We start from the raw sequence: 25590 nt of genomic DNA, 5'->3' as shown, positions 1-25590 counted from the left end.
CCTCTGATTTCTGGCTTCCGATGCATAATGAAAGTCAGCGTTACAATCCCCCAATTGGGAGAAAGTGTAGTCGAAGGGACGATTCTGGAGTGGCACAAAAAGGAGGGAGATTTTGTAAAGAAGGATGAAGTCCTTCTGGTCCTGAGTACGGATAAAGTAAATGCAGAAGTGCCGGCTCCGGCCACAGGAAAACTCAGTCGAATCTTGTTTGCCGAGGGAGAGACGGTCCCTGTGGGGGCAGAAGTCGCCTCGATTGAAACAGAGGTAGAGGAGGGACGTGGGGACACGGAGACAGGAGAACGCGGAGAGACGGAGACACGGGGACGTGGAGAGATAGAGAGACAGGAGGAGATAGAGGTGCAAAGGCAGGAGGATAGAAAGGTGGAAATGACATCCCCACGTCCCCGTATTTCTCCCCTGGCCCGGGCTATCGCCGAAAAGGAAGGGATCCCTCTAGAAGAAATCGAGCAGAAACAGGGAAGTGGTCCGAGTGGTAGGATCATGAAGCAGGATATTCTGGCAGACCTGAAAACGAAAAGAAGGATTCAAGAAACGAAACCCGAGCCGATTCCTTCTCCCTCTCAGGTTCTGGAAGAAGAAGTGCAGAAACCAGAAGGTAAGGAAAGGGAAATAGGGTTCAGACAACCTGGTATCTCTGCGATCCCACGTCTCCGGGTCTTAGGCCCCCAGCTCGTACCCCATGCAACCGCTTTGATAGAAGTAGATATGACGCGGATCGTCCGGCACCTGGAAAAAACCCAGGGAGAGAAGATCATAAGATCGTCTGAGTGGGTCTTTCTACCTTTTGTCCTGGTGGCCACGGTTAAGGCGCTCAAGCAATTTCCTACCTTAAATGGTCTTATAGAGGACGGAACGATTGCTTTAAAGGAATCTGTCCATATCGGCTTTACAGTACCTTTGGAAGATAGGGTTGTTGTACCTCTTATTAAAGAGGCTCAAGGCTTAAATTTATTGGGAATGTCCAAAGCCATTGAGGATCTGATTTATCGGGCTCAAACCAGGAAACTCGAGCCTGAAGAACTCCAGGGAGGAACCTTTACTGTCAGCAATGCCGGGGCTTTCGGGGTTGTGGTAGATGCTCCCCTTATTCAACCTCCCCAGATTGGGATTTTAGGAATTGGTGCAGTTAAGAAGCGACCCGTGGTCGTTGAGGATATGATCGGCATCCGTTGGATGATGTACGCTTCTTTATCCTATGATTATCGAGCGGTGGATGGAAGTACTGCAGCGCAATTCCTGCAGGCGTTTGCCCGAAACTTAGAAACCATGGAGCTGGATTATTAGGTATCTATGTTGTACCTTACGGGTTCCTTCTTGTCTTACCGGAAGTAGGGGAGTTATTGTGGGGATGAATTCGTATAGTTTGCAGAAGATCCCTCCATGGCCTGTTCCAGCAGGTTACGGACTTCTTCATCGGTTGTTTGTGAGAAATCCTCATACCACAGGCTGATGGCGAAGAGGGGTTCCGGAGTTGCCAGGCATACAATCTCATCTACCTCAGCCCGGAGCTCTTCACAGGTCGAAGGTGCGGCAACGGGAACCGCAATAATAATTCGGGCAGGTTGCTGCTGCTTGAGTGCAGCAACTGCAGCTCGCATGGTGGAGCCTGTCGCAAGGCCATCATCTACCAGAATACCAGTACGTGCACGTACATCCAGCGGGGGACGATTCCCTCGATAAATAAACTCACGCCGTTCAAGTTCTCGCTTTTCTTTTTCTGTAACCGTTTCAATAACCGTCTCAGGTATCTTCAAAGCCCGAATCACATCTTCATTAAGCACGCATACATCTCCTGTAGCAACGGCTCCCATTGCCAGTTCCTCATCACCGGGTACGCCAAGCTTACGTACGACGAATACATCCAGTGGAGCCTTAAGGGCTTTAGCCACTTCAAAAGCTACCGGTACACCCCCCCGTGGGAGCGCAAGTATCAATACATCCTGGCGATTCGCATAAGTTGCCAGCCTCTGACCTAGTATACGACCCGCTTCCCTTCGATCTCGGAATCGTATCTCCATAATTTTTGGATAAGAGAGATCCTACCTCCCGTAAGGGTGCGGAATCACGCACCCCTACTAAAGATCTTTATACTCCATGTAAGACTTTATCCAAGGTCCTTCTTTATTACATTATGGTCTGAGTACTCTTTTAATGCAATGATCTTCTTTATCCCTAAAAATCTTGTAACCATAAGGCGCATCTTCCAACCTCATCCGGTGAGTAATGACAAAATAAGAGTCTCGCCTAAAAGTGTCAGAAATAGACCCTTTAAAGAACTATGCCTTAAACCGGAACGCATCAGCAGGGCGCCTCCTCCTACAAAGGCCCAACGTTCGGTATCGCCAACGTTGATATTACTCATTTTGGCTTTCAGGGGTTGCCCATTTTCATAACGAATGAGAGAAGTATCCCGGATCCGTTATAAGGTCTGTTTCTTCTATATCCCCACCGGGATTAGTACCTGGGTTAGATTGCTCCCCCTCCGGGTGGATACCTGAAATATCCCGGTTAACTGTAGGTTTTATATCTCTTGACGCCATTCTTTTGGTCCATTATCCATTATCCGTTGTACGTTACCTCTTCATAGACAACAGACAACGTACAAAAGATTAATCCTTGCTTTGATACCTTTCCCTTAAGTCTTGATAATAAGCCCGACCACGTTCATATCCACGGCGAAAAGCTTCTTCTTGATACAGACCTGGATCATGCTTCTGGAGATAGTCTAGGACCTCTTCATAAGGCTTACCCCGGGTTTCTACATGTAAAGCAGCTTCGAAACCACGCCGATAACTCTGTTCATCTCGTTTAAAATTTCCACCCTGGGCCGTGTAAGATAATTCTTCAGCATGGCGGAGTCCTATCCACCAATCCTCACGGGCCGAATCGAGACTTTCTGCTCCGATCTGTGTGAGGATATCACGGACTGTTTCCACCTGGGTCTCCTCTTCCACAAGGGCCATCAAGACGGTACGGCCTCGTCTCAATGCATCTTCGTAGAGAAATAACTCGTCTTTAGGTAATCCCTGGGCAAGGTAATCTTCCAAAGCCCCTCCGACCATTGCTCCACCAATGGCACCACCGGTACCTAAAAGAGCCGAGGTAATAAATCCCAGGGCAATAACGGGACCGACTCCCGGTAAAAAGAAAGCCGGAATAGCCAGACCTGCACCGGCACCTACAGCCCCCCCAACTACACTGCCGATAGCTTTGCCTATCCCAGGTTGTTCTGTTTCTGTAATTGGGATTGTCTGAGGCTCTTTTCCAGAAGAGCCCGGAATCAGAAAGTTAATACGATCCTTTGAGATGCCCACCGATCGTAAACGTTCGGCGGCCTGTTTGGCATCGGAATGTGAAGTAAAAATTCCAACCACGGTTTTCATATAAGATCTCCTTTTCTTTCTTCATGGGGTGGGTTACCAGAGAGTCTGAGGAGCTAGAGTTTATAACTCTGAAAAAGGGCCTGAACCTAAAGAACAAAGATCAAGACCACAGGGTAGGAAGACTTACCTTCCGGTCTTGATCTTTTTCCACTCTTAAAAAACCTTTTCACGTTTAAGAAGATATATAGCGAGGGGAAGTCATAAGTTGTTCCTTGCGGGTTTCCATTTCTGAGCCTAAACGATCCAGCTCGTTACCGAAATACTCTTCGGCCTTAGAAAACACTTCGCTTTCTTCTTCATCCACATGGTGCTCGACGTTATCTATAAGCTCGTCGAATTTATCATCAAATTCATCCTTTTCAGGATCAAGGTCCCGAAGTTCTTGAATGAGGTCTTTAACCCTCTGGTGTTCTTCAATACTCTCAGAAATCAGAGACTTACCTTCCTCATCCGTTTTCGACCTTACGGCCGGATAAAAGATCTCTTCTTCGATTTTAGAGTGAACTTCAAGCTCCATAAAAACCTTCTCGGCAATTTCCTTCTTCCGATTTATATCGTCTGTTGCTTCATATTCATCGAATAAGCCGGTTACTTTGTTATGGTCCTCGGTAAGTAATTGAATGGCATTCATATTACCTTCCCTCCTTTTGGGATTTAACTTTCTATCCTCTTGAGGGTTCTATCCTTCCCAATCCGGGTCAAAGTTTTTATCCGGACTGAATCTGTTATCCATCGGTTTACAATAACCCGAATATCAGGCTTAAAACCGCTCTACCCACTACAAACTCTAAAGATTAAGGGAGCAAGTTCTGTGCCTGGGGAGAATGAAAAATACAAGGGGCCGGGATGGGGACCGGGAGCCTAAATAAAAAGGTGGAAAACCTGGATTAACAGAGTACTGGAAGGCTTTTACGAATATCTTCAGTAGAATTTATTAAGAGGGTTAAATCTCCCTAACGTATCCCTGTTGGAGTTTCTTTCGTAAAATACGGCATCTGGTGGGGTTTTATTTAACCCCTTTCTGGTCCTTCTAAAGGGGTCAGAAGGACGTCTCAATTCATTAAAGATACATCAGTCCGGTTGGGTAGGATGCGATAGAAACGTCTTTCTTTACCCCCCTGTTCTTTACTTTAAACTCGGAGAAGTTCCTTGACAATCTTGACAATCTCAAATAAGGAGGATTTCTTTATAGAAAATATCATCAGATTTTTAAAATAAGTTTAGTTCAACAGGTGGGAGGTAAGTTTTCATGGAAAAGAACCTGTTCTTTTTTATTTCTTTGATTTTCACCCTGACTTTTCTGCCCCAGGCGTTTGCGGGTTGTGATTTAGAAATGGTCCGTGACCGGGTCATTCCGGTTAACTATACACTGGTAAACGCAAACTCTGTGCTTATTCAACGGCTGGGGCATTCTAGCTTTTTGATTACTTCGCCAGAGGGTACAACGGTTTTGACAGATCCTTTTCTACCCTATGTTCCGGATACCCCTCCGGATATTGTTACAGTGAGCAATCTTCATCATGCCCACGATAATACAAAAGCAGTCAAAGGGAATCCCATTCAGCTCTTGGGGGTAAATCCCCAAGGGGAATGGAATAAGATCGATGAGAAAATCAAGGATATACGGATCTTTAATGTTTATACCAGGACCGGGGGAGGGTTGGGGGTTAATTCGATTTTTGTCTTTGAAATAGGAGAGGTCTGTATTGCCCACCTGGGTAATTTGGGGCATCCTCTAAACGAAGAACAGATTAAAACCTTAGGGAGAATTGATATTGTTCTTATTTCAGTAGATGGAAGCTGGACAATGAGTCATAGGGATGTCTTAACCGTGATTGAACAATTGAAACCCCGGGTGGTTATTCCGATGCAGTATGATTTTAAAGGTATGATCGACAACTTTATTTCTTTTGTGGGAGATAAGTATCCGGTACGTAAGGTCAAAAGTTCAACCCTTGAGGTTCGCAAGGCCACTTTACCGGCAAGTACGGAGATTCTGGTTTTAGGCTACCCATCCTATTAAGACACGGGGACCTTGGATAGAGGGACAGGGGGACGCAGAGACCAAGGGATGCAGGGACAGAGGGACGCGCCCCCCACAAGCAGGGATAAATAAAATCAATAGTTATGAACAGCCGCTGGTTGCTCCACAATTCAGACATTTGTAGCAGGAACCGTTTCTGACCATCAAGCAACCACAATCACTGCAAAGGGGTGCATCGGCCTGAGTTTGGAAAATCTGTTTTTCCAGTATACCCCGACGTTCTTCATCTAGAGTTTCAGAACCTGGGGTGCCGTTGCTCAAGGATTTAGGAGTAGACGGTTCTAACACCTGGGCTTCTGCCTTTTCCGGTAAGAACTTTAAGGCCAACCATCGGAAGATGTAGTCCATGATGGATTTAGCAATGGGGATCTGCTTATTCCCTGTATATCCAGAAGGTTCGAACCGCATATGACTGAATTTGTTCACCAAAACTTCTAAGGGGACCCCATACTGGAGAGCTATGGAGATAGCGGTCGCAAAGGCATCCATGAGCCCTGAGATGGTAGATCCTTCCTTAGACATAACAATAAAGATTTCTCCGGGTTTCCCGTCTTCATACATACCCACTGTGATATACCCCTCATGGCCTGCAACGCTGAACTTATGGGTGATCGCCTTCCTTTCATCCGGGAGCCGCCTACGGACCGGCTTGAAATCAGTGAGTTGTGAACTTAATTTTGGCTCAGGACTCAGGGTTTTAGTCCCCGGACTTCCCTTGGAAGTACTTAAAGGCTGGGTCCGCTTGCATCCATCCCGATAAATAGCAATGGCTTTTAACCCTAGCTTCCAGGCATCCATGTATACCTGCCAGATGTCTTCGGGGGTTGCTTCATGGGGCATATTAACCGTTTTGCTGATAGCCCCGCTGATGAAAGGTTGAACGGCTGCCATCATTTTAATATGCCCGTTATAGTGGATGGAGCGGGTTCCTTTTAAGGGTTTGAAAGCACAATCGAAAACCGGCAGATGTTCTGGTTTTAGCTCCGGAGCCCCTTCAATGGTATCGTTTTGGTCAATGTATTGTAAGATGGCCTGGATCTGGTTTGCAGAGTATCCGAGTTTTTTCAAGGCTTCTGGAACCGTTCGATTGACGATTTTGAGGAGTCCGCCACCGACCAACTTTTTATATTTAACCAGGCTGATATCCGGTTCTATACCGGTAGTATCACAATCCATGAGGAACGCGATGGTTCCTGTAGGTGCCAGCACAGTAACCTGGGAGTTTCGATAACCATACTCACTCCCCAGGAGATAAGCCTCATCCCAGACCTCTTTTGCGGCCATCCAGAGTTCATGGGGTACCAAAGACCGATCAATTTTGTCTACATGTTCCCGGTGTTTTTGGATAACCCGGAGCATGGGTTCCCGATTTTTGGCATACCCTTCAAAGGGACCGATTCGCCCTGCAAGGATCGACGACATCCGATAGGCTTCCCCACACATAAGCGCCGTAATCGTCGCAGCATAAGCCCTCCCCTCATCGCTATCATAGGGTAGTCCACGGGCCATCAGGAGAGCCCCCAGATTCGCATACCCCAATCCTAACTGCCGGTAAGCTTTGGCATTTTTGTCAATTTTCGGAGTAGGATAGCTGGCATTATCTACAATGATATCCTGGGCCAGGATCATGATATCTACCGCATGGCGAAAAGCTTCGATATCGAATTCTCCGTTGTCCTTTCGGAACTTCATGAGATTCAGGGAAGAGAGATTACAGGCGCTATCATCTAGATGCATATATTCCGAGCAGGGGTTGCTGGCATTAATCCGGCCTGTATTCGGGCAGGTATGCCAGTCGTTGATGGTGGTATCAAATTGTAAACCTGGATCCCCGCAAATATACGCTGATTCTACAATCATCCGCATAAGATCCCGAGCCTTATAAGTATCTATGATCTGGCCTGTGGTTACCGCCCGGGTCTTCCATTCTTTATCTTCTAAAACCGCCCGCATGAACTCATCGGTAACCCGAACACTGTGATTAGCATTCTGGAAAGCAACACTATCGTACGCCCCTCCTGGAACATTGAAATCTCCACTGTATCCTGCTTCAATAAGCGCCCAGGCCTTTTTTTCTTCGTTGGCCTTACAGTTAATGAATTCTACAATATCCGGGTGGTCGATGTTAAGGATCACCATTTTGGCTGCCCTTCGGGTTTTCCCTCCACTTTTGATGACCCCCGCGAAGGCATCATATCCGCGCATAAAGGAAACAGGCCCACTGGGTATCCCACCCCCCGAAAGCCTTTCCTTTGAAGAACGGAGGGTCGAGAAATTCGTGCCGGTTCCTGAACCGTACTTGAAAAGCATCCCTTCGGTCTTGGCCAGATCTAGAATGGATTCCATGGTATCTTCCACCGAATTTATAAAACATGCCGAGCACTGAGGTTTGAGTTCAATCCCCACATTAAACCATACCGGGCTGTTAAAGGCCGCTTTCTGATTGACCAGAATATGACATAGTTCCTGGTAAAAAGCCTCTGCATCTTCGTCGGAAGCGAAATATCCATCCCGGATTCCCCAGTCGGTAAGGGTACGGGCTACCCGGTGGATCAAGGTTTTCACACTTCGTTCCCGCTGGGGGGTCCCCAGGGTACCATGGAAATACTTCTGGACCACAACGTTGGTAGCCGTCTGAGACCAGGTTTTGGGAACTTCCACATCTTTTTGTTCAAAGATTTTTTCTCCTCTTTCATTGGTAATGAGAGCCGTCCGAAGTTCCCATTCCAGTTCATCAAAGGGATGAATGCCAGGTTTGGTAAAAAACCTTTCGATTTTTAAACCCTCTCCAACGGACCCGGCAGTAAAACGATTCAGAATTTCTAGGTTTCCTTTAGCACCGTTGTTGAATGGCTCCATGATACCCCCTCTTCTCCCAAGCATCAGACCTCAGGAGTCAGAATTCAAAAAGACTTCTGACTTCCGATTTCTGGCTTCTGATTAAATATCCATAACTGGGACTTATCCATTTCCTTTTGTATTCGCCGTTTTTGTACCGCTTCGGATTCCTCCATGAATTCCTGGGCATTCTTGAACTGTCGGTAGACAGAAGCAAATCGGACATAGGCGACTTCATCCAGCTCTTGTAGCCTGTCCATAACCATTTCTCCGATAACGCGACTGGGTACTTCGATAGGAAAGTTATTATGAATTTTGGTCTCAATCTCCTGGACAATGGTTTCTAAAGTTTCCATGGGAATCGGACGCTTCTTACAGGCCATCAAAATTCCACTTAACAGTTTTTCTCTATTAAAGGGTTCTCGACGTCCATCTTTTTTGATCACATAAATAGGGGCCTGTTCAATGGTCTCATACGTGGTAAAACGATGACCACAACTCAGGCATTCCCTTCGTCGCCGAATGACACTCCCCCCCCTGGCCGAACGTGAGTCAATCACCTTATCTTCATCTTTTTCACAAACAGGACATTTCATAACTTTGGATAAAGAATAAAGGCAAAAAATATACTATATATAGTATATCTATGTTTTGGTATATCAATATATATCCACAATTGGGAGGTTTGTCAAGCTAAAAAGGAAAAAACTTTTCTTTTTTTATAGGAGCCGGGACCACAGCTTTAAATAGGTAAAACCCCAGGTCCCAGGCCTTTACCTGCCATAGAATGCGATCTATCCATCAGAATGGGTATCCCCTGTTGGCCGATAGGGTCTTTGGGTGATCCAATGGGTCTCAGTCTCCAAAATCGGATTGGTGATGGGAAAATCTTTTCGTACAAAGATCTGTACCCATCCATTGGCCGAGGCTTCGATGGCCGTACCGCTCAGTTCACCATCTCCTTCAGCCATATGGGGATCTCCCATATAAAAATTAGCCCCCTTGTTAAAGACCGGATAATACATGGTAGCGCCAGCTCCGATTTTCCAATTGTCGATATTTCCCCCGAAATCTCCTGGAGGAATACTATTGATCTTTCCACTTTCTTTGGGAGCTACCCCCATAACGCCGAAGTGAGGACGTAAAAGCACTACCACCCCTTGAAGAACCTTTTGTCGAGCTTCCGGATTTGGAGGGGTAATAGGACCGGGTCGGTCGTACTTGGGGGTCGTTTTGTAGGTAAAAGCAAACTCGGCTCGAGCGAGTCGGGTCCCTACATCGAATTTATAAATGGTAATACGCTCCGTGTTAAAGTCTTTGTAGAGGTAGCCCCAATGGGCCGCAATATTGGTACTATAGGGAAGTCTTGGGGTCATGCCCAAGATCCGAACCTCCAACGTATCTCCCGGTTCAGCTTCCTCCACGGCAATAGGCCCGGTCATAAATTAAGCAGCTCTCCTCATAACTTCGACTTTCCTGTCTGGTCCAACAGTTTTCGCTTGACTATCTAATCCCCCTTCGATAAGGTAAGCTCGTGATATTTCCACATGGAGAAGCAGGGTTCAAATCTGATCCCATCGGAGGATCGTATAATTATCCCATGGAAGGCAAAGGTGTATCCACCAGCAGGGAGTTCTGCCGGGATAAGAGAGGATAGCCTTTGCCAGAACTCTAAAAAGTGAAGGGGTTATGTTCCCGTTGCAAGATACAGTCCAGTCCAGGTCTTTTCCTGTAGTGAACTGGACGCTTATTGCGATTAATGTTTTTATTTTCTTCGTTCTGCTGTCTTTAGGGCCTCTCGCCGAAGTTTATGTCACCATTTTTAGCCTGGTTCCTGCGCGTTTATTAGCTTATCCCAGTCCGTTTGAATTCTTCACCTTATTAACTTCTATGTTTCTTCATGGTGGATGGGCCCATCTGATTAGCAACATGATGGCCCTTTATATTTTTGGAGACAATGTGGAAGATCGGATGGGAAGTGGTCGCTACCTCCTGTTTTATCTGCTCTGTGGTCTCGCGGCGGCCTTTGTTCATATTGCATTCAACCCAAACTCCCTTATCCCCACCGTGGGAGCAAGTGGAGCAATCAGCGGGGTACTGGCGGCTTATCTGATACTCTTTCCAACTGCCCGTGTGATTACCCTGGTGCCGTTGTTCTTTTTACCCTGGTTTGTCGAAATCCCGGCGGTATTTTATCTCGGGTTCTGGTTTGTGTCCCAGTTACTCAATGGTATTTTAACCATTGTAGCTGGAGTGCAGGCGTTTGGTGGCGTTGCCTGGTGGGCCCATGTCGGAGGTTTCCTGACCGGACTCGTGTTGGTACGCCCGTTTGTATCCCATCGTTACATTCGTCGTGTCTATGCCGACGAATATTTTCCCTGGTAGAGTAAATCCAAAAGGAGGGGATGTTTTATGGACTTTTTTTCTCTGCTGTGGATTTTCTTTATTATTTCATCCCTGCAACCGGTCATTCGCCAGAAGATGCTGGAGATGGAGAGGTTACGGATGCTGGAGCGCCTGGAACGTGAAAGAAACAGCCGGGTAATTGCCCTGATTCATCGGCAGGAAACCATGAGTTTCCTGGGATTTCCCCTCGTACGATATATCGATATTGATGACTCCGAAGCCATCCTGCGTGCTATTAAACTGACCGATCCCGATGTGCCCATTGATCTGATCATCCATACGCCTGGAGGGTTAGTCCTGGCGGCAGAACAAATAGCCTATGCTTTACAGCAGCACCCGGCCAAGGTGACCGCGTTTGTACCCCATTATGCCATGTCAGGGGGTACCCTCATTGCTTTGGCTGCCGACGAGATTGTCATGGATAATAATGCCGTTCTGGGACCCGTTGATCCCCAACTCGGCCAGCAACCTGCTGCTTCCATCCTGAAAGTGCTGGAGCGAAAACCCATCGAAGAGATAGAAGATAATACGTTAATCATGGCCGATATTGCCGAGAAGGCTATTCGGCAGGTAAAAGCAATGGTAATGGAATTACTGAGGGAGAAAATGGGTGAACAGCAGGCAGAACGGGTGGCCACGACGCTGGCGACCGGGGTTTTCACCCATGATTATCCCATCACGGTTCGTGAAGCCCAAGAGCTCGGTCTACCGGTCAGTACCAATATGCCCAAACAGGTCTATCAGATTATGGCACTCTATCCCCAAACGGCCCAACGGCGTCCCTCGGTGGAGTATATTCCGACACCACGCTCCCGTGAGCCAGAGCAACCTGTGTTCGGTAGCCGAAGAAGAAAATAAATGGTTTTATACCTCATAATCCAGTCCCCTTTGGGACCCTTTAAGGTTTGATAAGGCCAAAGAGAGGCTTTCTGAACCTTTCAGACCTCTAAAAAGAGAAACCTATAAAATTAAGCCGAGTCGGTGAGGGCTATAATGGGCTGTTAACTTCTGCTTGAAGCAATGTATGGGAAGAAGAAAGGTTTCAGAAATTTTGTAAAAATTCATTTTCTTATGATTTTCAGAATTTATATGGGTATTTTTGGAAATTTTTATTGACATTTTTGAATAATGAGATATAAACCCTACATATAACCTGTTTATCCAGGATAGATCTTGATAGGGTTCAAAGGGAGAATTGCTTACCCAGGCGAGGGGTTCTTTTACCGATCTTCTTACGGATCTCCCCTACAATCTAAGGGTGCAGGTATCTGAACTTCCTGTAGAATCCCTTGCAAGATATGGGCGTTTCTGCAACCCTCCTTAAAGGTGTCTCTAACAGAATCGTTTTTAATTTTCTCACCGAAAATCAATCTGGGCCAACTTAGACATGGATTTTGAGGGATATGAGCCTGCCTGAATCCTGGATCTATCCGGATACGGTAAATTTGATCACCCTCTCAGGGAGGGTTGATTCTTTTTAACACAGAAGGAGATAAAGACATGGCTGCCAAACTTTGTGAAATGTGTGGAATCAGACCGGCGACGGTACGCGTCACGGTTACTCAGGATGGAAGACGAAGAACCCTCGATATCTGTGATATGGATTATGCGAGACTTCGCCGTCAAGATCGCAGACCCTTATCACCCCTGGAATCCCTTTTTCGAGGGAGTCTTTTCGAGGACTTTTTCAGGGACTCAGGGTTGGAGGACTTTGAGTCGATTTTTTCCGATAGAGGATGGCGCGGCAGGGATCGAGAGGCTGTTGATCTCGATACTTTCTTGAGCGAACATACAAAGGAGCTTCTCCAACAGGCCGCCCAAAAGGCAGTAGAGTTCGGCAAAAAGGAGGTGGATACCGAACATCTGTTGTACGCTTTGACCGACAGTGAAGTCGTCCGGGCCATCCTTAACCAGTTCAAAATCTCTCCTGAGGATCTCCGAGGTTATATTGAAGCCAATGCTCCCAGGGGAGAGTATCAAAAACCCGAAAAAGAGACGGTGGAGGTTACGGTTTCTCCTCGGGTGAAGAGCGCCCTGGAGCGCGCTTTTGATATTTCCCGTGAATTAGGCCACAGTTACATCGGACCGGAACATTTGCTCATCGGTCTGGTAGAGGAGCAAGATGGGCTGGCAGGGGATGTATTGCGTAAGTACGGGTTAACCTCCAATGCCCTTCGTCAACAGGTTGTGAAAGTGGTCGGAAAAGGAGCGGAAGAAGGACGCGTCGAGCCGCCAACGCCTACTCCCCATCTGGATAAATATGTGCGGGATTTGACCGCTTTAGCCCGCCAGGGGAAACTGGATCCGGTCATAGGACGTTCCACGGAGATCGAAACCACCATTGAGATTCTGGCCCGACGAACCAAGAACAATCCGGTGCTCATCGGGGAACCGGGAGTTGGCAAGACTGCCATTGTGGAAGGACTGGCCCAACGCATCGTCAACGAAGAAGTTCCAGAGGTTCTCCGCAACAAGCGATTGGTTGAGTTGAATGTGAACGCCATGGTGGCCGGGTCGAAATACCGGGGCGAATTTGAGGAGCGTGTCAAACAGGTTTTAGATGAAATCGTGGCCCATAAGGACGAATTGATTATTTTTATCGATGAATTACACACCATTATGGGAGCCGGTCAGGCCGGAGAAGGTAGCCTGGATGTGGCCAATGTCTTCAAACCGGCTCTGGCCCGGGGAGAACTCCATTTGATCGGTGCAACCACCCTTAATGAATATCAGAAGTACATTGAAAAAGATGCGGCCCTGGAGCGTCGCTTCCAACCTGTATTCATTGCAGAACCCACCGTAGAACAAACTATTAACATTTTATATGGTCTACGGGATCGTTACGAAGCCCATCATAAGGTCAGAATTACCGATGAGGCCATTGTAGCAGCGGCAGAACTCTCAGACCGGTACATTACGAACCGCTACTTGCCGGATAAAGCCATTGATCTTATCGATCAGGCCGCTGCACGGGTCCGTATTTCCGCTACCTCACGCCCTAGAGAAATTCAAGAGTTAGAGAATTCCATCAAACAACTCAAACGAGAGCGAGACTATGCCGTATCCCGCAAGGAGTTCGATAAGGCGAAAAAAATCGAATCTGAAATAAAAACCAAAGAGCAGCAAATGGCCGAAGCAACGGAAAAGTGGAAGAAGGATACAGCCTCTAAATCTGCCGAAGTGAGGGCCGAACATATTGCCGAGATTGTCTCAAAACTTACCGGTATTCCGGTCACCGAACTTACCTTGGAAGAACGGGAACGATTGCTTAAACTGGAAGAGAAGTTGCATGAACGGGTGGTCGGTCAGGAAGAAGCCATTAAAGCCGTCAGTGATGCCATTCGTCTGGCCCGAGCGGGTTTGAAAGAAGCCGGTCATCCCATTGCAACCTTTCTGTTTCTGGGTCCCACCGGGGTTGGTAAAACCGAGCTGGCAAAGTCACTGGCCTGGGTCGTCTTCGGAGATGAAGACGCCGTCATCCGCATTGACATGAGCGAATACATGGAGCGTCATACGGTTTCCCGCTTGATAGGGGCTCCGCCGGGCTATGTAGGGTACGAAGAAGGTGGACAGCTTACCGAACGGGTGCGACGCCGTCCTTACAGCGTAATTTTACTGGATGAAATTGAAAAAGCCCATCCCGATGTCCATAACATCCTTTTGCAGGTTTTCGATGAAGGTCGATTGACCGATGGAAAAGGCCGGGTAGTGGATTTTACCAATACCATTATCATCGCTACCAGCAATCTGGGTTCTGATATTATTCAGCGAAATCTCCATGCTCGGGACCAGGACAAGCTAAGTTACGAGCAACTCAAGAATGAGTTAATGGGGATCTTGAGGCAGCATTTTCGACCCGAGTTTCTCAATCGTATAGATGAAATCATTGTTTTCCACGCCCTGAGTAAAGAACAGATTAAGGAGATTGTCAGATTACAGTTGGAACGGGTCAAAAGGACGGCCCATGCCCAAAATATTAATCTGATCCTGGAGGATTCCCTGGTTGAGTATCTGGCCGAGGTGGGTTATCAACCCGAGTTCGGAGCTCGAGAACTGAAACGACGCATTCGCAGTGAAGTGGAGACAAAATTGGCTGCGGCCATGCTTAAGGGAGATATTAAAGAAGGGGAAACGGTTAAGCTTCGCTATGACCGGGCTTCCCAAACTATACTCTTTGACAAAGTCCAGGAGCCGGTAACCCAGGAGCCGGTATCTGCAAGCAAAACCTAGAAGGATCTGTTCCTGTACCTCCCCCTCCTGACCCGGTTGATGGGAGGTTCCCAGGCTGTCATGAAAAGCAACCCCTCATCGGAGCCTGGCCGGAGCCCTTCCATAAACCCGTCCTGAGTTTATGGAAGGGCTTCGCTGCCTGAAGGATCAATTTTAACTCAAAACCTTCCTGCCTCCCTCTGGATCGTCATAGAGTATGAAAATTTATCTTTATAACCCCCCCCACCTGAAACGAATTTCCAGTCTCAACAAAGGCCTGGGACTTCATAAAAAACCGTTGACTTCAAGAGACCTTGCTGTTAAATTATTACGTTGAACTTTGTTTTCAGCCCTATAATTGATAGAAGGGATATCTATCCTAGATTAGCAGATTGCTATGCTGGACATTAAATTTATTCGAGAAAATGTAGATAAGGTAAGCCGAAAGCTGAAGGAACGGGGAGTTGAGGTAGATCTTCAGCAGATTCTTAAAGTAGATGAGGAACGGCGGGAATTGCTTCAAGTTGCGGAAGCCCTCAAACATCGTCGGAATGTGGTTTCAGAAGAAATCGGACGGTTAAAAAGGGAAAAGCAGGATACTACGGAAAAACAAGAGGAGATGCGGAAGGTCTCGCAAGAAATCAAGGAACTGGATCAACGTCTTAAAGAATGCGAGGAGAAGCTTTATCAATTATTGCTCTGGGTTCCCAATTTACCCCATGATTCTGTCCCTGTAGGGACCAGCAGTGAAGATAATGTAGAGGTAAAACGGTGGGGGGAGATTCCGCAGTTTGATTTTCAACCCAGGCCCCATTGGGAGATAGGAGAATCCCTTGGAATTTTGGATTTTGCCCGGGCGACTCGAATGTCCGGTGCGCGGTTTAGTTTGTTTGTAGGAGCCGGGGCTTTAATGGTTCGGGCTTTAATCAATTTCATGCTGGACCTTCACACGAAAGAGCATGGTTATATCGAGCATATGCCTCCGTTGATGGTTAACGCGGAAGCCATGATCGGCACCGGACAACTTCCGAAGTTTGAACAGGATTTATTTAAAGTCGTCAGTACTGAGATTGTGGAGGGTCGGGAGAACAAAAGGCTTCATTATCTTATTCCCACGGCTGAAGTACCCATTACGAATATTCATCGGGAGGAGATTTTAGAGAAGGATCAACTTCCCCTCTATTATACGGCTTATACGCCTTGCTTTCGAAGTGAAGCAGGCTCCTATGGAAAGGATACCCGGGGATTAATCCGACAGCATCAGTTTGATAAAGTAGAGTTGGTCAAGTTTGTAGAACCTGCCACATCGTATCAGGAATTGGAGAGTTTGTTACTGAATGCCGAGGAGGTTTTGAAACGTTTAAAACTTCCCTATCGGGTTGTGGTACTCTGTACGGGAGATATGGGTTTTGCTTCGGCTAAAACCTATGATATTGAAGTCTGGCTACCTGCCCAGAATACGTATCGAGAAATCTCATCCTGCAGTAATTTTGAAGACTGGCAGGCGCGTCGTGCCAACATTCGTTACCGTCCGGCTCCCAAGGCAAAACCGGAATTTGTCCATACTTTAAACGGGTCGGGAGTTGCCATAGGACGAACCGTGGTAGCCATTTTAGAGAACTATCAGCAACGGGATGGAAGTGTTGTGATTCCTGAGGCCCTCAGGCCTTACATGAACGGGATGGAACGAATAAGTCGGAACCGGGTTTGAATCGGAGAGGTGCCGGAGTGGCCGAACGGGGCGGTCTTGAAAACCGCAGACCTTTTACGAGGTCCGGGGGTTCGAATCCCTCCCTCTCCGCCTATAAATTTTAGAATTTATTGCTGTGAGATCAGAACCCGGTAGGGGCGCAATGCCTTGCGCCCGTACTTAAAACAAAGGTTGAAATAAATCGGGTTTTCAATTAAAATATATATTGTTAGTTTAACAGCGTCCCACCCCAGCCCTCCCCGTATACGGGGAGGGAGAGGGAGGGGCTGGGAGAGGTGCTGGAGTGGTCGAACAGGGCAGCCTGCTAAGCTGTTGTACGCCGCAAGGTGTACCGGGGGTTCGAATCCCCCCCTCTCCGCCAGAATTTGTTTGTGTCGTGCGCCCATAGCTCAATTGGATAGAGCAACAGACTACGGATCTGTAGGCTGGGGGTTCGACTCCTCCTGGGCGCATTTCTTTTCTACTCTGGGTATTACCTTCTTCGATACGCTCCAGAAGGTCCTGCCGACTCTTAAAGATAAGGTGCTGTAGGAGTAAAAGTAGATTTTATGGAAAATCATCGGCATGAAGAGTTTATGCGCCTGGCCCTTCAAGAGGCCGGGCTGGCCTTCAAAGAAGGTGAAGTACCCGTAGGAGCCCTTGTAGTCGTCGAAGGTCAGATAGTAGGAAAAGGTCATAATCAACGAGAAGCCCTACAGGACCCTACGGCCCATGCAGAGGTGCTGGCTCTCCGGGAAGCCTGTCGGAAGTTGAATTCCTGGCGGCTACCCCATGCAACCGTTTATGTAACTTTGGAGCCCTGTAGCATGTGTGTGGGGGCGTTAATTTTAGCTCGCATCCAGCATCTCGTGTATGGGGTCTCAGATCCCAAGGCAGGAGCAGTAGGATCCCTTTACAACCTCGCTCAAGACCCCCGGTTAAATCATCAAATCGAAGTCACTTCCGGAATCCTGGAGGCGGCCTGTAGCGAGATTTTAAAGACTTTTTTTAAAACCCTCCGCCCGGTAGGGTCTTGGAAGGGTTAAGCCTGGGGCGAGATACAGGTTGGTTCTACTTTTGATTTTTCCCTGGAGAGGTGCCGGAGTGGTTGAACGGGATGGCCTCGAAAGTCATTAGGGATTTTATGTCCCTCGGGGGTTCGAATCCCCCCCTCTCCGTGCTCTTTTAAATATTGGGGAGAAGATAAAGAATTCTCCTCGCACCAAAAAAGATAAAGATGTATATTGATAAGAGACCTTATACGAAAGCAAAGGGTCACTGAGAAGTTCCCGGAGAGGTGCGTGAGTGGTTGAAACGGCATGCCTGGAGAGCATGTGTGGGGGCAACTCCACCGGGGGTTCGAATCCCCCCCTCTCCGCCATTTCCCGGACCGGGGGATGCGGGGACTTGAGGGACGAGGGGTTTTAGGACACGGAGATGCAGGATATTTCCCCGCATCTCCGTGTCTCTCAGTCCCCGCGTCCTAAAACCCCGTGTCTAGAGACGCATCTGACGATACCCCTGTGTCTCCGAGACTTTACGGTTGACCGTGCTAGACGGGGAGGTAGCGGTGCCCTGTACCCGAAATCCGCTTAGCGGGGTTTAATTCCCAACCCGAGGGTCCCATTCTTCTGGTCAGACAGTCTATAAGTGGTGTTGATGGTTGGGTCCCACGCGACGAGATGCTCCGAACCAGGTCAGGTCCTGACGGAAGCAGCCTTAAGGAGATTTTCTCGTGTGCCGTGGGGGTGCCTGACCGGAGCTAACTGTAGACTGTAACGCAGGGGAGTGGTATTCGAAGGTTGGGTGCACGGTCTCTAAACTGAAACTATCCGAAAAACCCGTTTTTTACCCTGGAGATCCATGCCGATAAAAATGGTAGGGGCGCAAGGCATTGCGCCCTTACTTCGCGTCTGCATGGCTCCAGAGGGAGAAAAACGGGTTTCTTAGTTTCATCATGTCTTACGAAGTTATTGCCCGGAAATGGCGTCCCCAACAATTTGATGAGGTTATCGGGCAGAGTCACGTAACCCAAACGCTAAAAAATGCAATTTCTGGTGGACGTATTGCCCATGCTTTCCTGTTCTCAGGAACTCGAGGAGTTGGAAAAACAACCACCGCCCGTATTCTGGCCAAAGCACTTAATTGCCAAAAGGAAGAGAAACCGACTCCTGTTCCCTGTGATAACTGTGAGGCCTGCTTAGAAATTAAACAGGGGATTTCGGTGGACGTCCTTGAAATCGACGGCGCCTCCAATCGGGGAATCGATGAAATCCGGGAACTTCGTGAGAGTGTTAAATACGCTCCTGCCAAATTCCGTTATAAGGTCTACATCATCGATGAAGTCCACATGCTAACCCGCGAGGCTTTTAATGCACTCCTGAAGACGTTGGAAGAACCTCCTAAACACGTGGTTTTCATCCTGGCTACCACCGATGTTCATAAAATCCCGGTTACCATCCTCTCCCGCTGTCAACGGTTCGATTTTCGAAGGGTTTCGCTAAAAGAGCTTACGGCAAGCCTGAAACATATCGCAGAATCGGAATCCGTCCAGATAGATGACCAAAGCCTGGTTTATATCGCCAAAGCCGCCGAGGGGAGTATGCGGGATGCCCAAAGCCTTCTCGATCAGATCATCTCGTATAGCGGAACTCAGGTCCACCAGGAAGATGTTCGTGCTCTATTGGGAGTTATCGGTCAGGAAACTTTAAGGCTTTTTGCCGAGGTTATTTTATCTAAAAAAACCCGGGAGATTTTTCAACTCGTAGAAGATTTGACGCTTCGCGGATATGATTTAGGACAGTTTTGTAAAGAACTCATCGAGTACTTCCGCAATTTGATCGTGGTAAAGCTGATTCCCGATCCCCATACCTTTATCGAGGATATCTCTCTGGATCTTCAAAAATTACAAGAACAGGCTCAGAAGGTCTCTCTCCAGGAACTCCAGCAAATTTTTAAATTCTTGCTGGAAACCGAATCGGAGTTAAAACGTACTTCTTATCCCCGGTTTGTTTTAGAAATGGCTTTAATCCGTGCAGGCCAGCTCGCTTCTCTTCAACCTGTAGAAAGCCTCCTAGAGAAAATTCAGCAACTGGAAGAAAAGCTGGCCTCCGAAGGCTCTTTAGATTTAGAACCCCCGAAAGGTTCAGAAAATTCCCTGGATCTCTTCAGGGAGTGGAGTTCTCGCTCCAGACCATCCCAGCCTCCTGTCCTGGAAAAGCCCCTTTTATCTGAGAAAATGAAGGTACCCAAACAGGAAGAACCGGTAGAACCGCCCCCTCCTATGGAAACCGGAGTGGTCGAGAAATCGGAAGAAATCCTGGTCGGAGGGGAAGATCGTTCGGCATCGCCGGGGGATGAAAAAGATTCGGAACCGGTAGGGGATGTGTGGGAACGTATTCTGGCCAGAACGGAGAAAATCAAACCTTCTCTGAATTCTACTTTAAGAAAAGGTCAGGTGATTGAGGTATCTCCAGAAGCCATTGTTATCGGATTTAGTAAAAATTCCAGTTTTGCCAAAGAGAAGGTTGAGGAACCTGATAGTTTGAAGATTATTCGGGATATTTTACATGAAGAATTCAAGATAACCCCTAAAATTAAAGTAACTTTCCTTAAAGAAGAGCAGGATATTCCCAGAGAGAACGGAAAGTTTGCCAGACCGGTCCCTTCAGTCATTCAACCTTCCGTAGAAGTAAATTCCCCAGTGGGGGAACGATCCCAGGTTTCTACCTCGGATCCAACAATGTTGGAAGATGACGAGCAGAAGGTCCTTAAAAAGATCTTACAATTGTTTGATGGAAAGGCTCCCCAATGATTAACCCCATAAGAATGGAGGACAGATATTATGTTTAAAGGAATAGGAAATCTCGGAAACCTCGGAAACGTGATGAAGCAGCTTCAAGAAGTCCAGGCCCGCATGGCTCAATTACAAGAGGAACTGGCCAATAAAACGGTAGAAGGTTCTGCGGGTGGTGGTATGGTTACGGTGATAGCCAATGGAAAGCAAGAAATCAAGTCTATTCGAATCGATCCGGGGGTGATCAGTCTGAATGATATAGAAATGCTTCAAGATTTAATTGTTGCCGCCGTAAATCAGGCCATTGAGAAAAGCCGGGAAATGATGGCCGAAGAAATGTCTAAATTAACCGGTGGGATCAAAATACCCGGACTTACTTCTTAAAAGTGAGTAGGAGGTAAGTAGTCGGTACTTTCCTGCTCATGATTTACTACTCACTACTTACTCCACTTACTATCTACCAGCCAGTGGCTCGTTATACAGAGTCGGTTGCAAAGCTTATCGACGAATTGGTCAAACTCCCTGGAATCGGAGAAAAAACTGCCCAAAGATTAACCTTTTTTCTCCTTAAAATGCCCGTAGAAGACGTACGACGTCTGGCCAAGGCTCTGATTGATCTTAAGGAGAAAATAGGATATTGCTCTGAGTGTGGGAATCTTACAGAAAAGGAACTGTGTAATATTTGTTCAGATCCCCGACGAGATCGAAAAGTCATCTGTGTGGTTGAAGAGCCCAATGATCTTCTGGCTATTGAAAAAACAGGGGGGTATAAAGGTGTCTATCATGTTCTCATGGGCTCTCTCTCCCCCTTGGAAGGAGTTGGCCCGGATGATATTCAGATCAAAAGTTTACTCAACAGGATTCAACGAGAGAGTCGTAATGAGATTATTTTAGCTACCAATCCCAATGTGGAAGGGGAAGCGACAGCCATGTACATTTCCAGACTCCTGAAACCCTTAGGCATTAAGATTACCCGAATTGCCCATGGAATTCCGGTGGGTGGAGATTTAGAATATGCCGACGAAGTAACCATGGCCAGGGCTTTAGAGGGACGGCGGGAAATTTAAGGACTCATTTTATCCCGGCCGGTAGGACCCATAAAGGGTATAAATAACTAAATAGGCCTGAACATCCCCTTCAACTGCTCCGTTCGGAGTTTGGCTACGATAATTTTCGTGGTCAGCAAGAGGTTATCATTTGCCTTATGGAGGAAATACTACTTTCTCTCACTCCATAGGGGAACCGGAAAAACGACTTTGGCCTCTGCATATTCCTCCGGAAAGATGACCTTGACCCGACCTTCCTGAATTTGGAAAAAAGAAAGACCTGCGTTGATATTATTTCCTTTTTCATCGAATTGGATAGGTCCTCTGGAAATCATGAGATGACTGTTTAACCGGGTAGCTCTCAAGGCTTCGACCAGTTTGTCAGGCTCTGTAGATGCCGCCCGTTCCAGAGCATCTGCGATAACCAGAATGGCATCGTAACTATAAGCGGCGTTGAGATCAAAGAATTTATTAAATTTTTTCTCAAACTCGGTGGATATGGCCTGTACTTTAGGATCTTTGACATTATACCAGGGAGCGGCATCCAGGGTATACTCTGCCAGTTTACCCAGGGATTTGATATATTCTGTTTCATAATGGCCCGGACTGGGGGCACCGATAATTCCCTTTACCTCGAATCTCTGTTTGAACATCTCCCGGGTGATGAGGATGGCATCCTGGAGTCGAGAGATGGGAAGGAGCACGTCGGGTTTAGCAGCCTTTGCCCTGGCCACCTCTACACTCAGATCTTTGGAGGTATAGTCGTAGGAAATTCGTTCTACAATTTCAAAGGGAGAGCCTGCTTTTTTTAAATGTTCTATCACTTTATCCGATTGAACTTTGCCGAACAAGTCATTGGTATGGATTAATACCGCCGTTTTAATGGGTATGTGGGTCACTTCCGAAAGTTTTACGATATATTTAATTACATCCTGACCGATGGTATCGGTGGTAACGAAGATTCGGAAGGTATACTTAAACCCCCGTTCCGTAATTTGATCGGCTGCACCGATACTGACGACATAAGGGATCTGATGTTGCTCTGCAACCTGGGTGGCTGCCATAGCCACCTGACTGGTAAAAGGACCAGTCAGTGCGACGGCTCCTTCTCGAATAAGCCGTTCTGTTTCGGCAATCCCAACCTCCGGCCTGGCCTGATCATCCCCCTCTAGTAGTTTCAGTGGAGCACCTCCTAGGGATTTAATCCCGCCCTCAGCGTTAATTTTCTCTACAGCCAACAACATCCCTCTGCGGCAAGACTGACCAATATCGGCCAAGGGTCCGGTTAACGGATGTGTCGCGCCGATTTTAATTTCTTGCCCGGCCCCTCGAACCAGGGCAGGAAACCCCTGAACAACAGCTATAATCCCTAAAGCACCTGTGCCCTTAAGAAAGGTTCTTCGATCCATGATTTTCTCGAGAAACAAAGAGCCAGAAGCCTATGGTAAGCCAGATCAGCCTCTAAAACCCTGGCTTCTTGCCTCTTGCCTCTGTATTTACAATCCTAAATAGGCCGTCTTTATATAATCATTCTGAAGGAGCTCGGCTCCTTTCCCTTCCAGGGTAATATGACCGGTTTCCAGTATATAGGCTCGATGAGCGATTTTCAGAGCCTGATGGACATTCTGCTCTACCAAAAGAATAGTCACTCCTTGTTGATTAATCTCCTGAATGACTTGAAAAAGCTCTTTAACAATCCTAGGTGCTAATCCCAGAGAAGGTTCATCGATAAGCAGAAGTTTGGGAAGTGCCATTAACCCTCTGCCAATGGCAACCATCTGTTGCTCTCCTCCGCTAAGGGTTCCAGCCGGCTGAGTTTTTCGCTCTTCTAAAATGGGAAACAATCTAAAAACTCGGGCGAGCATCTCATTTTTTTTACTCCTGGCCCGTTGGGAATAAGCCCCCATTTCCAGATTCTCGTAGACCGACATTTGAGGAAAAAGTTTACGCCCTTCAGGAATTAAAGAAATTCCTTTTTCGACGATTTTATGGGTCGACTCGTGGGTGATATCTTCATCTTGAAAGGTAATGGTTCCAGACGCCGCACGCAGAATCCCTACCAGGGTCTTCAAAATGGTTGTTTTGCCGGCTCCGTTGGCTCCTACCAGAGCGACAATTTCCCCTTCCCTCACCTGAAAAGAAACTTCCCATAGGGCTTGTATATCTCCATAGAAAACACAAATTTTATCAACTATCAGCACGTTTCTATTCTCCAGATTGGTAGAAGAAAATTTCCTCCGCTAAAAGGTATTCAACTTCTTTTACCCGTCCTTGAGTTAACCCAGGTAGGTTAAACGTCTCGTTTGACAGAAGGTAAAATTTCAGGAACAAGAGGAGGAAATGATAGATAAAATTACATAAACTTTCAACACTTTTACAAGATGGTTTTTAAAGATTTTTTAGAGATGGTGTTCCCGCGGCGTAAACTCCGTGTGTAGGAATTTTCTGGCCGTGGGACTGGCGGGTTTTTTAAAAAATTTTTCATAAAGTTCTTTGATTCTGGGATTTTCATGGGCTTTACGGATTTTTCTTTTTTCATCCTCTAGATAAAGGCCGCGTTCTCGAGCCTGAATAATTTCAAGGGTAGCTGGAATAGGTTGACCGCCCCCCTGAGCACAGCCGTTGGGGCATCCTTTTACTTCGATAAAATGATACCGGCTCTTCCCGGATCGAAGGGCCTCCAATATCCTTCTGGCATTTCCTAATCCGTGCACCACAGCAACCTGAAGGGTTTCATTTCCTACTTGAACCTCCACTTCCCGAAGGCCTCCGCTGTAAGAAGTTCTGACTTCTTCCCGGATATTCTCAAAAGCTACCGATTTCAACTTCTTACCGACTTTAAGCTCGTACAGAGTCCTCAGCACACCTTCCATGACCCCCCCGGCCACTCCGAATATAACTCCTGCTCCCGATGAGACCTCGAAGGGTTGATCAAACTCTTCGGAGCCGATATCGGGAAAAGGGTTTCCCAGGGTCATCCGAATGAGGCGGGCTACCTCTTTGACGGTTAAACAGGCATCTATATCCGGAAAACCCTGGATATTTAACTCCGGTCGGGTCCGCTCAAACTTCTCAGCCGTACAAGGAGTTATAGAAACCGTAAAGAGATTTTTCAAATCTATCTTCGTAATCTCGGCAAAATAGGTCTTGGCTAAAGTTCCCATGATCTGCTGGGGGGATTTGGTAGGACAGAGATGAGGTAAGAGTTCCGGATAAAAGTGCTCGACGAACTTGACCCACTCCGGACTACAGGAGGTTATCAGAGGGAGACTTTTACCCGAATTCCAGCGGGTTAACAGCTCATAAGCTTCTTCCATGATTACCAAATCGGCCCCCAGAGCGGTATCAAAAACCTTCTTAAAACCGGCCATTTTCAAGGCCTTTATAACTTCTCCGGAGAGAGACTTTCCGGGCTCGATTCCAAACTCTTCTCCGATAGAGAGCGGCACCGAAGGAGATAAAAACGCCACAACCTCTTTATGGGGATCTCTCAGGGCTTCCCTTACTTTATCGATCTCGCTTTTTTCATAGAAAGATTCTACCGGACAGATCTGGATGCACTGCCCACAGGCAACACATTCCACCTCATTAAGACTCTGTCCGAAGGCCGGTTCCACGACCCGGTCGAATCCTCGATGGGCAAAATCAATCACCGAAACGGTTTGGATATCGCAACAGGCCTGAACACATAAACCACATAGAATACAGCGGTTGGGATTATGCACAATGGCCGGACTTTTATCATCGATTTCCAGGGGTTTCTCTCGGGTAAGAAATCGAGATTCCTTGATTCCGTAGGTATTTGCCAGATCTTGGAGAGAACACCTGCCATTTCGATAACAGACAGCACAATCCATGGTATGGCGGGCAAGGAGCAATTCCACCGTTAATCTACGGGATTCAAGTACTCTGGGGGAGTTCGTTTTGATAACCATCCCTTCTTGAACGGGCAGACTACAGGCTATGGGAAGGTAATCCTCTCCTTCCACCTCTACCACGCAACTTCGACAAAAACCGGACGTTCCCCAGCCTGGGGAAACACATAGTGCAGGAATTTTAATATCCAGGGATTCAGCCGCTTCTAAAACCGTAATTCCTCTGGGAATCTGAATTTCCCGGTTATCGATAAGAATCGAAATGAGATCCATTTTCCCCTC

19 protein-coding genes, 5 tRNA genes and 1 other RNA gene are annotated in these 25590 nt (G+C 47.2%); 16 read left to right on the top strand and 9 right to left on the bottom strand.

All coding sequences use genetic code 11. The features are described 5' to 3' along the window. Positions 1 to 27: 27 nt before the first annotated feature. A complete protein-coding gene (locus tag VNM22_08220) occupies positions 28 to 1305 on the top strand; it encodes a dihydrolipoamide acetyltransferase family protein (protein ID HWP47129.1) in 1278 nt (425 codons plus the stop codon). Positions 1306 to 1358: 53 nt separating this feature from the next. Here the strand turns inward: VNM22_08220 and VNM22_08215 are convergent, their stop codons facing one another. The 3 genes from VNM22_08215 to VNM22_08205 all read right to left on the bottom strand — a co-directional run bounded on the left by VNM22_08215 (position 1359) and on the right by VNM22_08205 (position 4035). Further along, positions 1359 to 2039, bottom strand: coding sequence for a phosphoribosyltransferase (locus tag VNM22_08215; GenBank protein ID HWP47128.1), 681 nt, complete (start codon positions 2037 to 2039; stop codon positions 1359 to 1361). A 591-nt stretch (positions 2040 to 2630) separates the two neighbouring features. Next, positions 2631 to 3404 carry a hypothetical protein gene (locus tag VNM22_08210; protein ID HWP47127.1) on the bottom strand — a complete coding sequence of 258 codons (774 nt, stop codon included), beginning with the start codon at positions 3402 to 3404 and terminating at the stop codon, positions 2631 to 2633. 172 nt (positions 3405 to 3576) lie between these two features. Beyond that, positions 3577 to 4035 (bottom strand): hemerythrin domain-containing protein, encoded by a 459-nt coding sequence (locus VNM22_08205; GenBank protein HWP47126.1) that lies wholly within the window; start codon positions 4033 to 4035, stop codon positions 3577 to 3579. Positions 4036 to 4653: 618 nt separating this feature from the next. Between VNM22_08205 and VNM22_08200 the strand changes: the two genes are divergently transcribed. Further along, positions 4654 to 5427 carry an MBL fold metallo-hydrolase gene (locus VNM22_08200; GenBank protein HWP47125.1) on the top strand — a complete coding sequence of 258 codons (774 nt, stop codon included), beginning with the start codon at positions 4654 to 4656 and terminating at the stop codon, positions 5425 to 5427. Positions 5428 to 5529: 102 nt separating this feature from the next. On the opposite strand, the gene VNM22_08195 is transcribed toward VNM22_08200, so the two are convergent. The 3 genes from VNM22_08195 to VNM22_08185 all read right to left on the bottom strand — a co-directional run bounded on the left by VNM22_08195 (position 5530) and on the right by VNM22_08185 (position 9728). After that, positions 5530 to 8307, bottom strand: a complete 2778-nt coding sequence (locus tag VNM22_08195; protein ID HWP47124.1) for a vitamin B12-dependent ribonucleotide reductase — start codon at positions 8305 to 8307, stop codon at positions 5530 to 5532. 44 nt (positions 8308 to 8351) lie between these two features. Then, positions 8352 to 8882, bottom strand: a complete 531-nt coding sequence (gene nrdR, locus VNM22_08190; protein ID HWP47123.1) for a transcriptional regulator NrdR — start codon at positions 8880 to 8882, stop codon at positions 8352 to 8354. Positions 8883 to 9080: 198 nt separating this feature from the next. After that, positions 9081 to 9728: an acetamidase/formamidase family protein gene (locus tag VNM22_08185; GenBank protein HWP47122.1), complete on the bottom strand. Its 648-nt coding sequence runs from the start codon at positions 9726 to 9728 to the stop codon at positions 9081 to 9083. A 247-nt stretch (positions 9729 to 9975) separates the two neighbouring features. Here VNM22_08185 and VNM22_08180 point away from each other — a divergent pair, with 247 nt between their 5' ends. From VNM22_08180 to recR, 14 genes are all read left to right on the top strand, one after another. After that, a complete protein-coding gene (locus VNM22_08180) occupies positions 9976 to 10671 on the top strand; it encodes a rhomboid family intramembrane serine protease (protein HWP47121.1) in 696 nt (231 codons plus the stop codon). Between the two features lie 27 nt (positions 10672 to 10698). Further along, on the top strand, positions 10699 to 11550 hold the full coding sequence (locus VNM22_08175; protein ID HWP47120.1) for an ATP-dependent Clp protease proteolytic subunit: 852 nt from the start codon (positions 10699 to 10701) through the stop codon (positions 11548 to 11550). Between the two features lie 642 nt (positions 11551 to 12192). After that, positions 12193 to 14922: an AAA family ATPase gene (locus VNM22_08170; GenBank protein HWP47119.1), complete on the top strand. Its 2730-nt coding sequence runs from the start codon at positions 12193 to 12195 to the stop codon at positions 14920 to 14922. Between the two features lie 376 nt (positions 14923 to 15298). Next, on the top strand, positions 15299 to 16612 hold the full coding sequence (gene serS, locus VNM22_08165; protein ID HWP47118.1) for a serine--tRNA ligase: 1314 nt from the start codon (positions 15299 to 15301) through the stop codon (positions 16610 to 16612). Positions 16613 to 16615: 3 nt separating this feature from the next. Further along, positions 16616 to 16702, top strand: a tRNA-Ser gene (locus tag VNM22_08160). A 179-nt stretch (positions 16703 to 16881) separates the two neighbouring features. Continuing rightward, positions 16882 to 16973 (top strand) — tRNA-Ser (locus VNM22_08155). 17 nt (positions 16974 to 16990) lie between these two features. Beyond that, a tRNA-Arg gene (locus VNM22_08150) sits at positions 16991 to 17064 on the top strand. A 96-nt stretch (positions 17065 to 17160) separates the two neighbouring features. Beyond that, complete coding sequence (gene tadA / locus VNM22_08145; protein ID HWP47117.1) at positions 17161 to 17637, top strand: tRNA adenosine(34) deaminase TadA; 477 nt, start codon at positions 17161 to 17163, stop codon at positions 17635 to 17637. 44 nt (positions 17638 to 17681) lie between these two features. After that, positions 17682 to 17769: transfer RNA gene (locus VNM22_08140), tRNA-Ser, on the top strand. Positions 17770 to 17882: 113 nt separating this feature from the next. Further along, positions 17883 to 17972 (top strand) — tRNA-Ser (locus VNM22_08135). A 166-nt stretch (positions 17973 to 18138) separates the two neighbouring features. Continuing rightward, positions 18139 to 18405: signal recognition particle sRNA large type (gene ffs / locus VNM22_08130), an RNA gene on the top strand. 143 nt (positions 18406 to 18548) lie between these two features. Further along, entirely contained in the window at positions 18549 to 20405 is a 1857-nt protein-coding gene (gene dnaX, locus VNM22_08125) for a DNA polymerase III subunit gamma/tau (protein HWP47116.1), read from the top strand. Between the two features lie 30 nt (positions 20406 to 20435). Further along, on the top strand, positions 20436 to 20771 hold the full coding sequence (locus VNM22_08120) for a YbaB/EbfC family nucleoid-associated protein (GenBank protein ID HWP47115.1): 336 nt from the start codon (positions 20436 to 20438) through the stop codon (positions 20769 to 20771). 38 nt (positions 20772 to 20809) lie between these two features. Continuing rightward, positions 20810 to 21454 (top strand): recombination mediator RecR, encoded by a 645-nt coding sequence (recR, locus tag VNM22_08115; protein ID HWP47114.1) that lies wholly within the window; start codon positions 20810 to 20812, stop codon positions 21452 to 21454. 149 nt (positions 21455 to 21603) lie between these two features. Here the strand turns inward: recR and VNM22_08110 are convergent, their stop codons facing one another. The 3 genes from VNM22_08110 to VNM22_08100 all read right to left on the bottom strand — a co-directional run bounded on the left by VNM22_08110 (position 21604) and on the right by VNM22_08100 (position 25581). Beyond that, entirely contained in the window at positions 21604 to 22842 is a 1239-nt protein-coding gene (locus VNM22_08110; protein HWP47113.1) for an ABC transporter substrate-binding protein, read from the bottom strand. A gap of 87 nt (positions 22843 to 22929) precedes the next feature. Beyond that, on the bottom strand, positions 22930 to 23634 hold the full coding sequence (locus tag VNM22_08105) for an ABC transporter ATP-binding protein (GenBank protein HWP47112.1): 705 nt from the start codon (positions 23632 to 23634) through the stop codon (positions 22930 to 22932). 198 nt (positions 23635 to 23832) lie between these two features. Next, on the bottom strand, positions 23833 to 25581 hold the full coding sequence (locus tag VNM22_08100; GenBank protein HWP47111.1) for a [FeFe] hydrogenase, group A: 1749 nt from the start codon (positions 25579 to 25581) through the stop codon (positions 23833 to 23835). Positions 25582 to 25590: the final 9 nt, after the last annotated feature.

The organism is Candidatus Limnocylindrales bacterium (assembly GCA_035559535.1).
In the GTDB taxonomy this organism is placed as follows: domain Bacteria; phylum Moduliflexota; class Moduliflexia; order Moduliflexales; family JAUQPW01; genus JAUQPW01.
The sequence above is the reverse complement of the archived record's forward strand: the minus strand, read 5'-3'. Positions and strand labels throughout refer to the sequence as shown.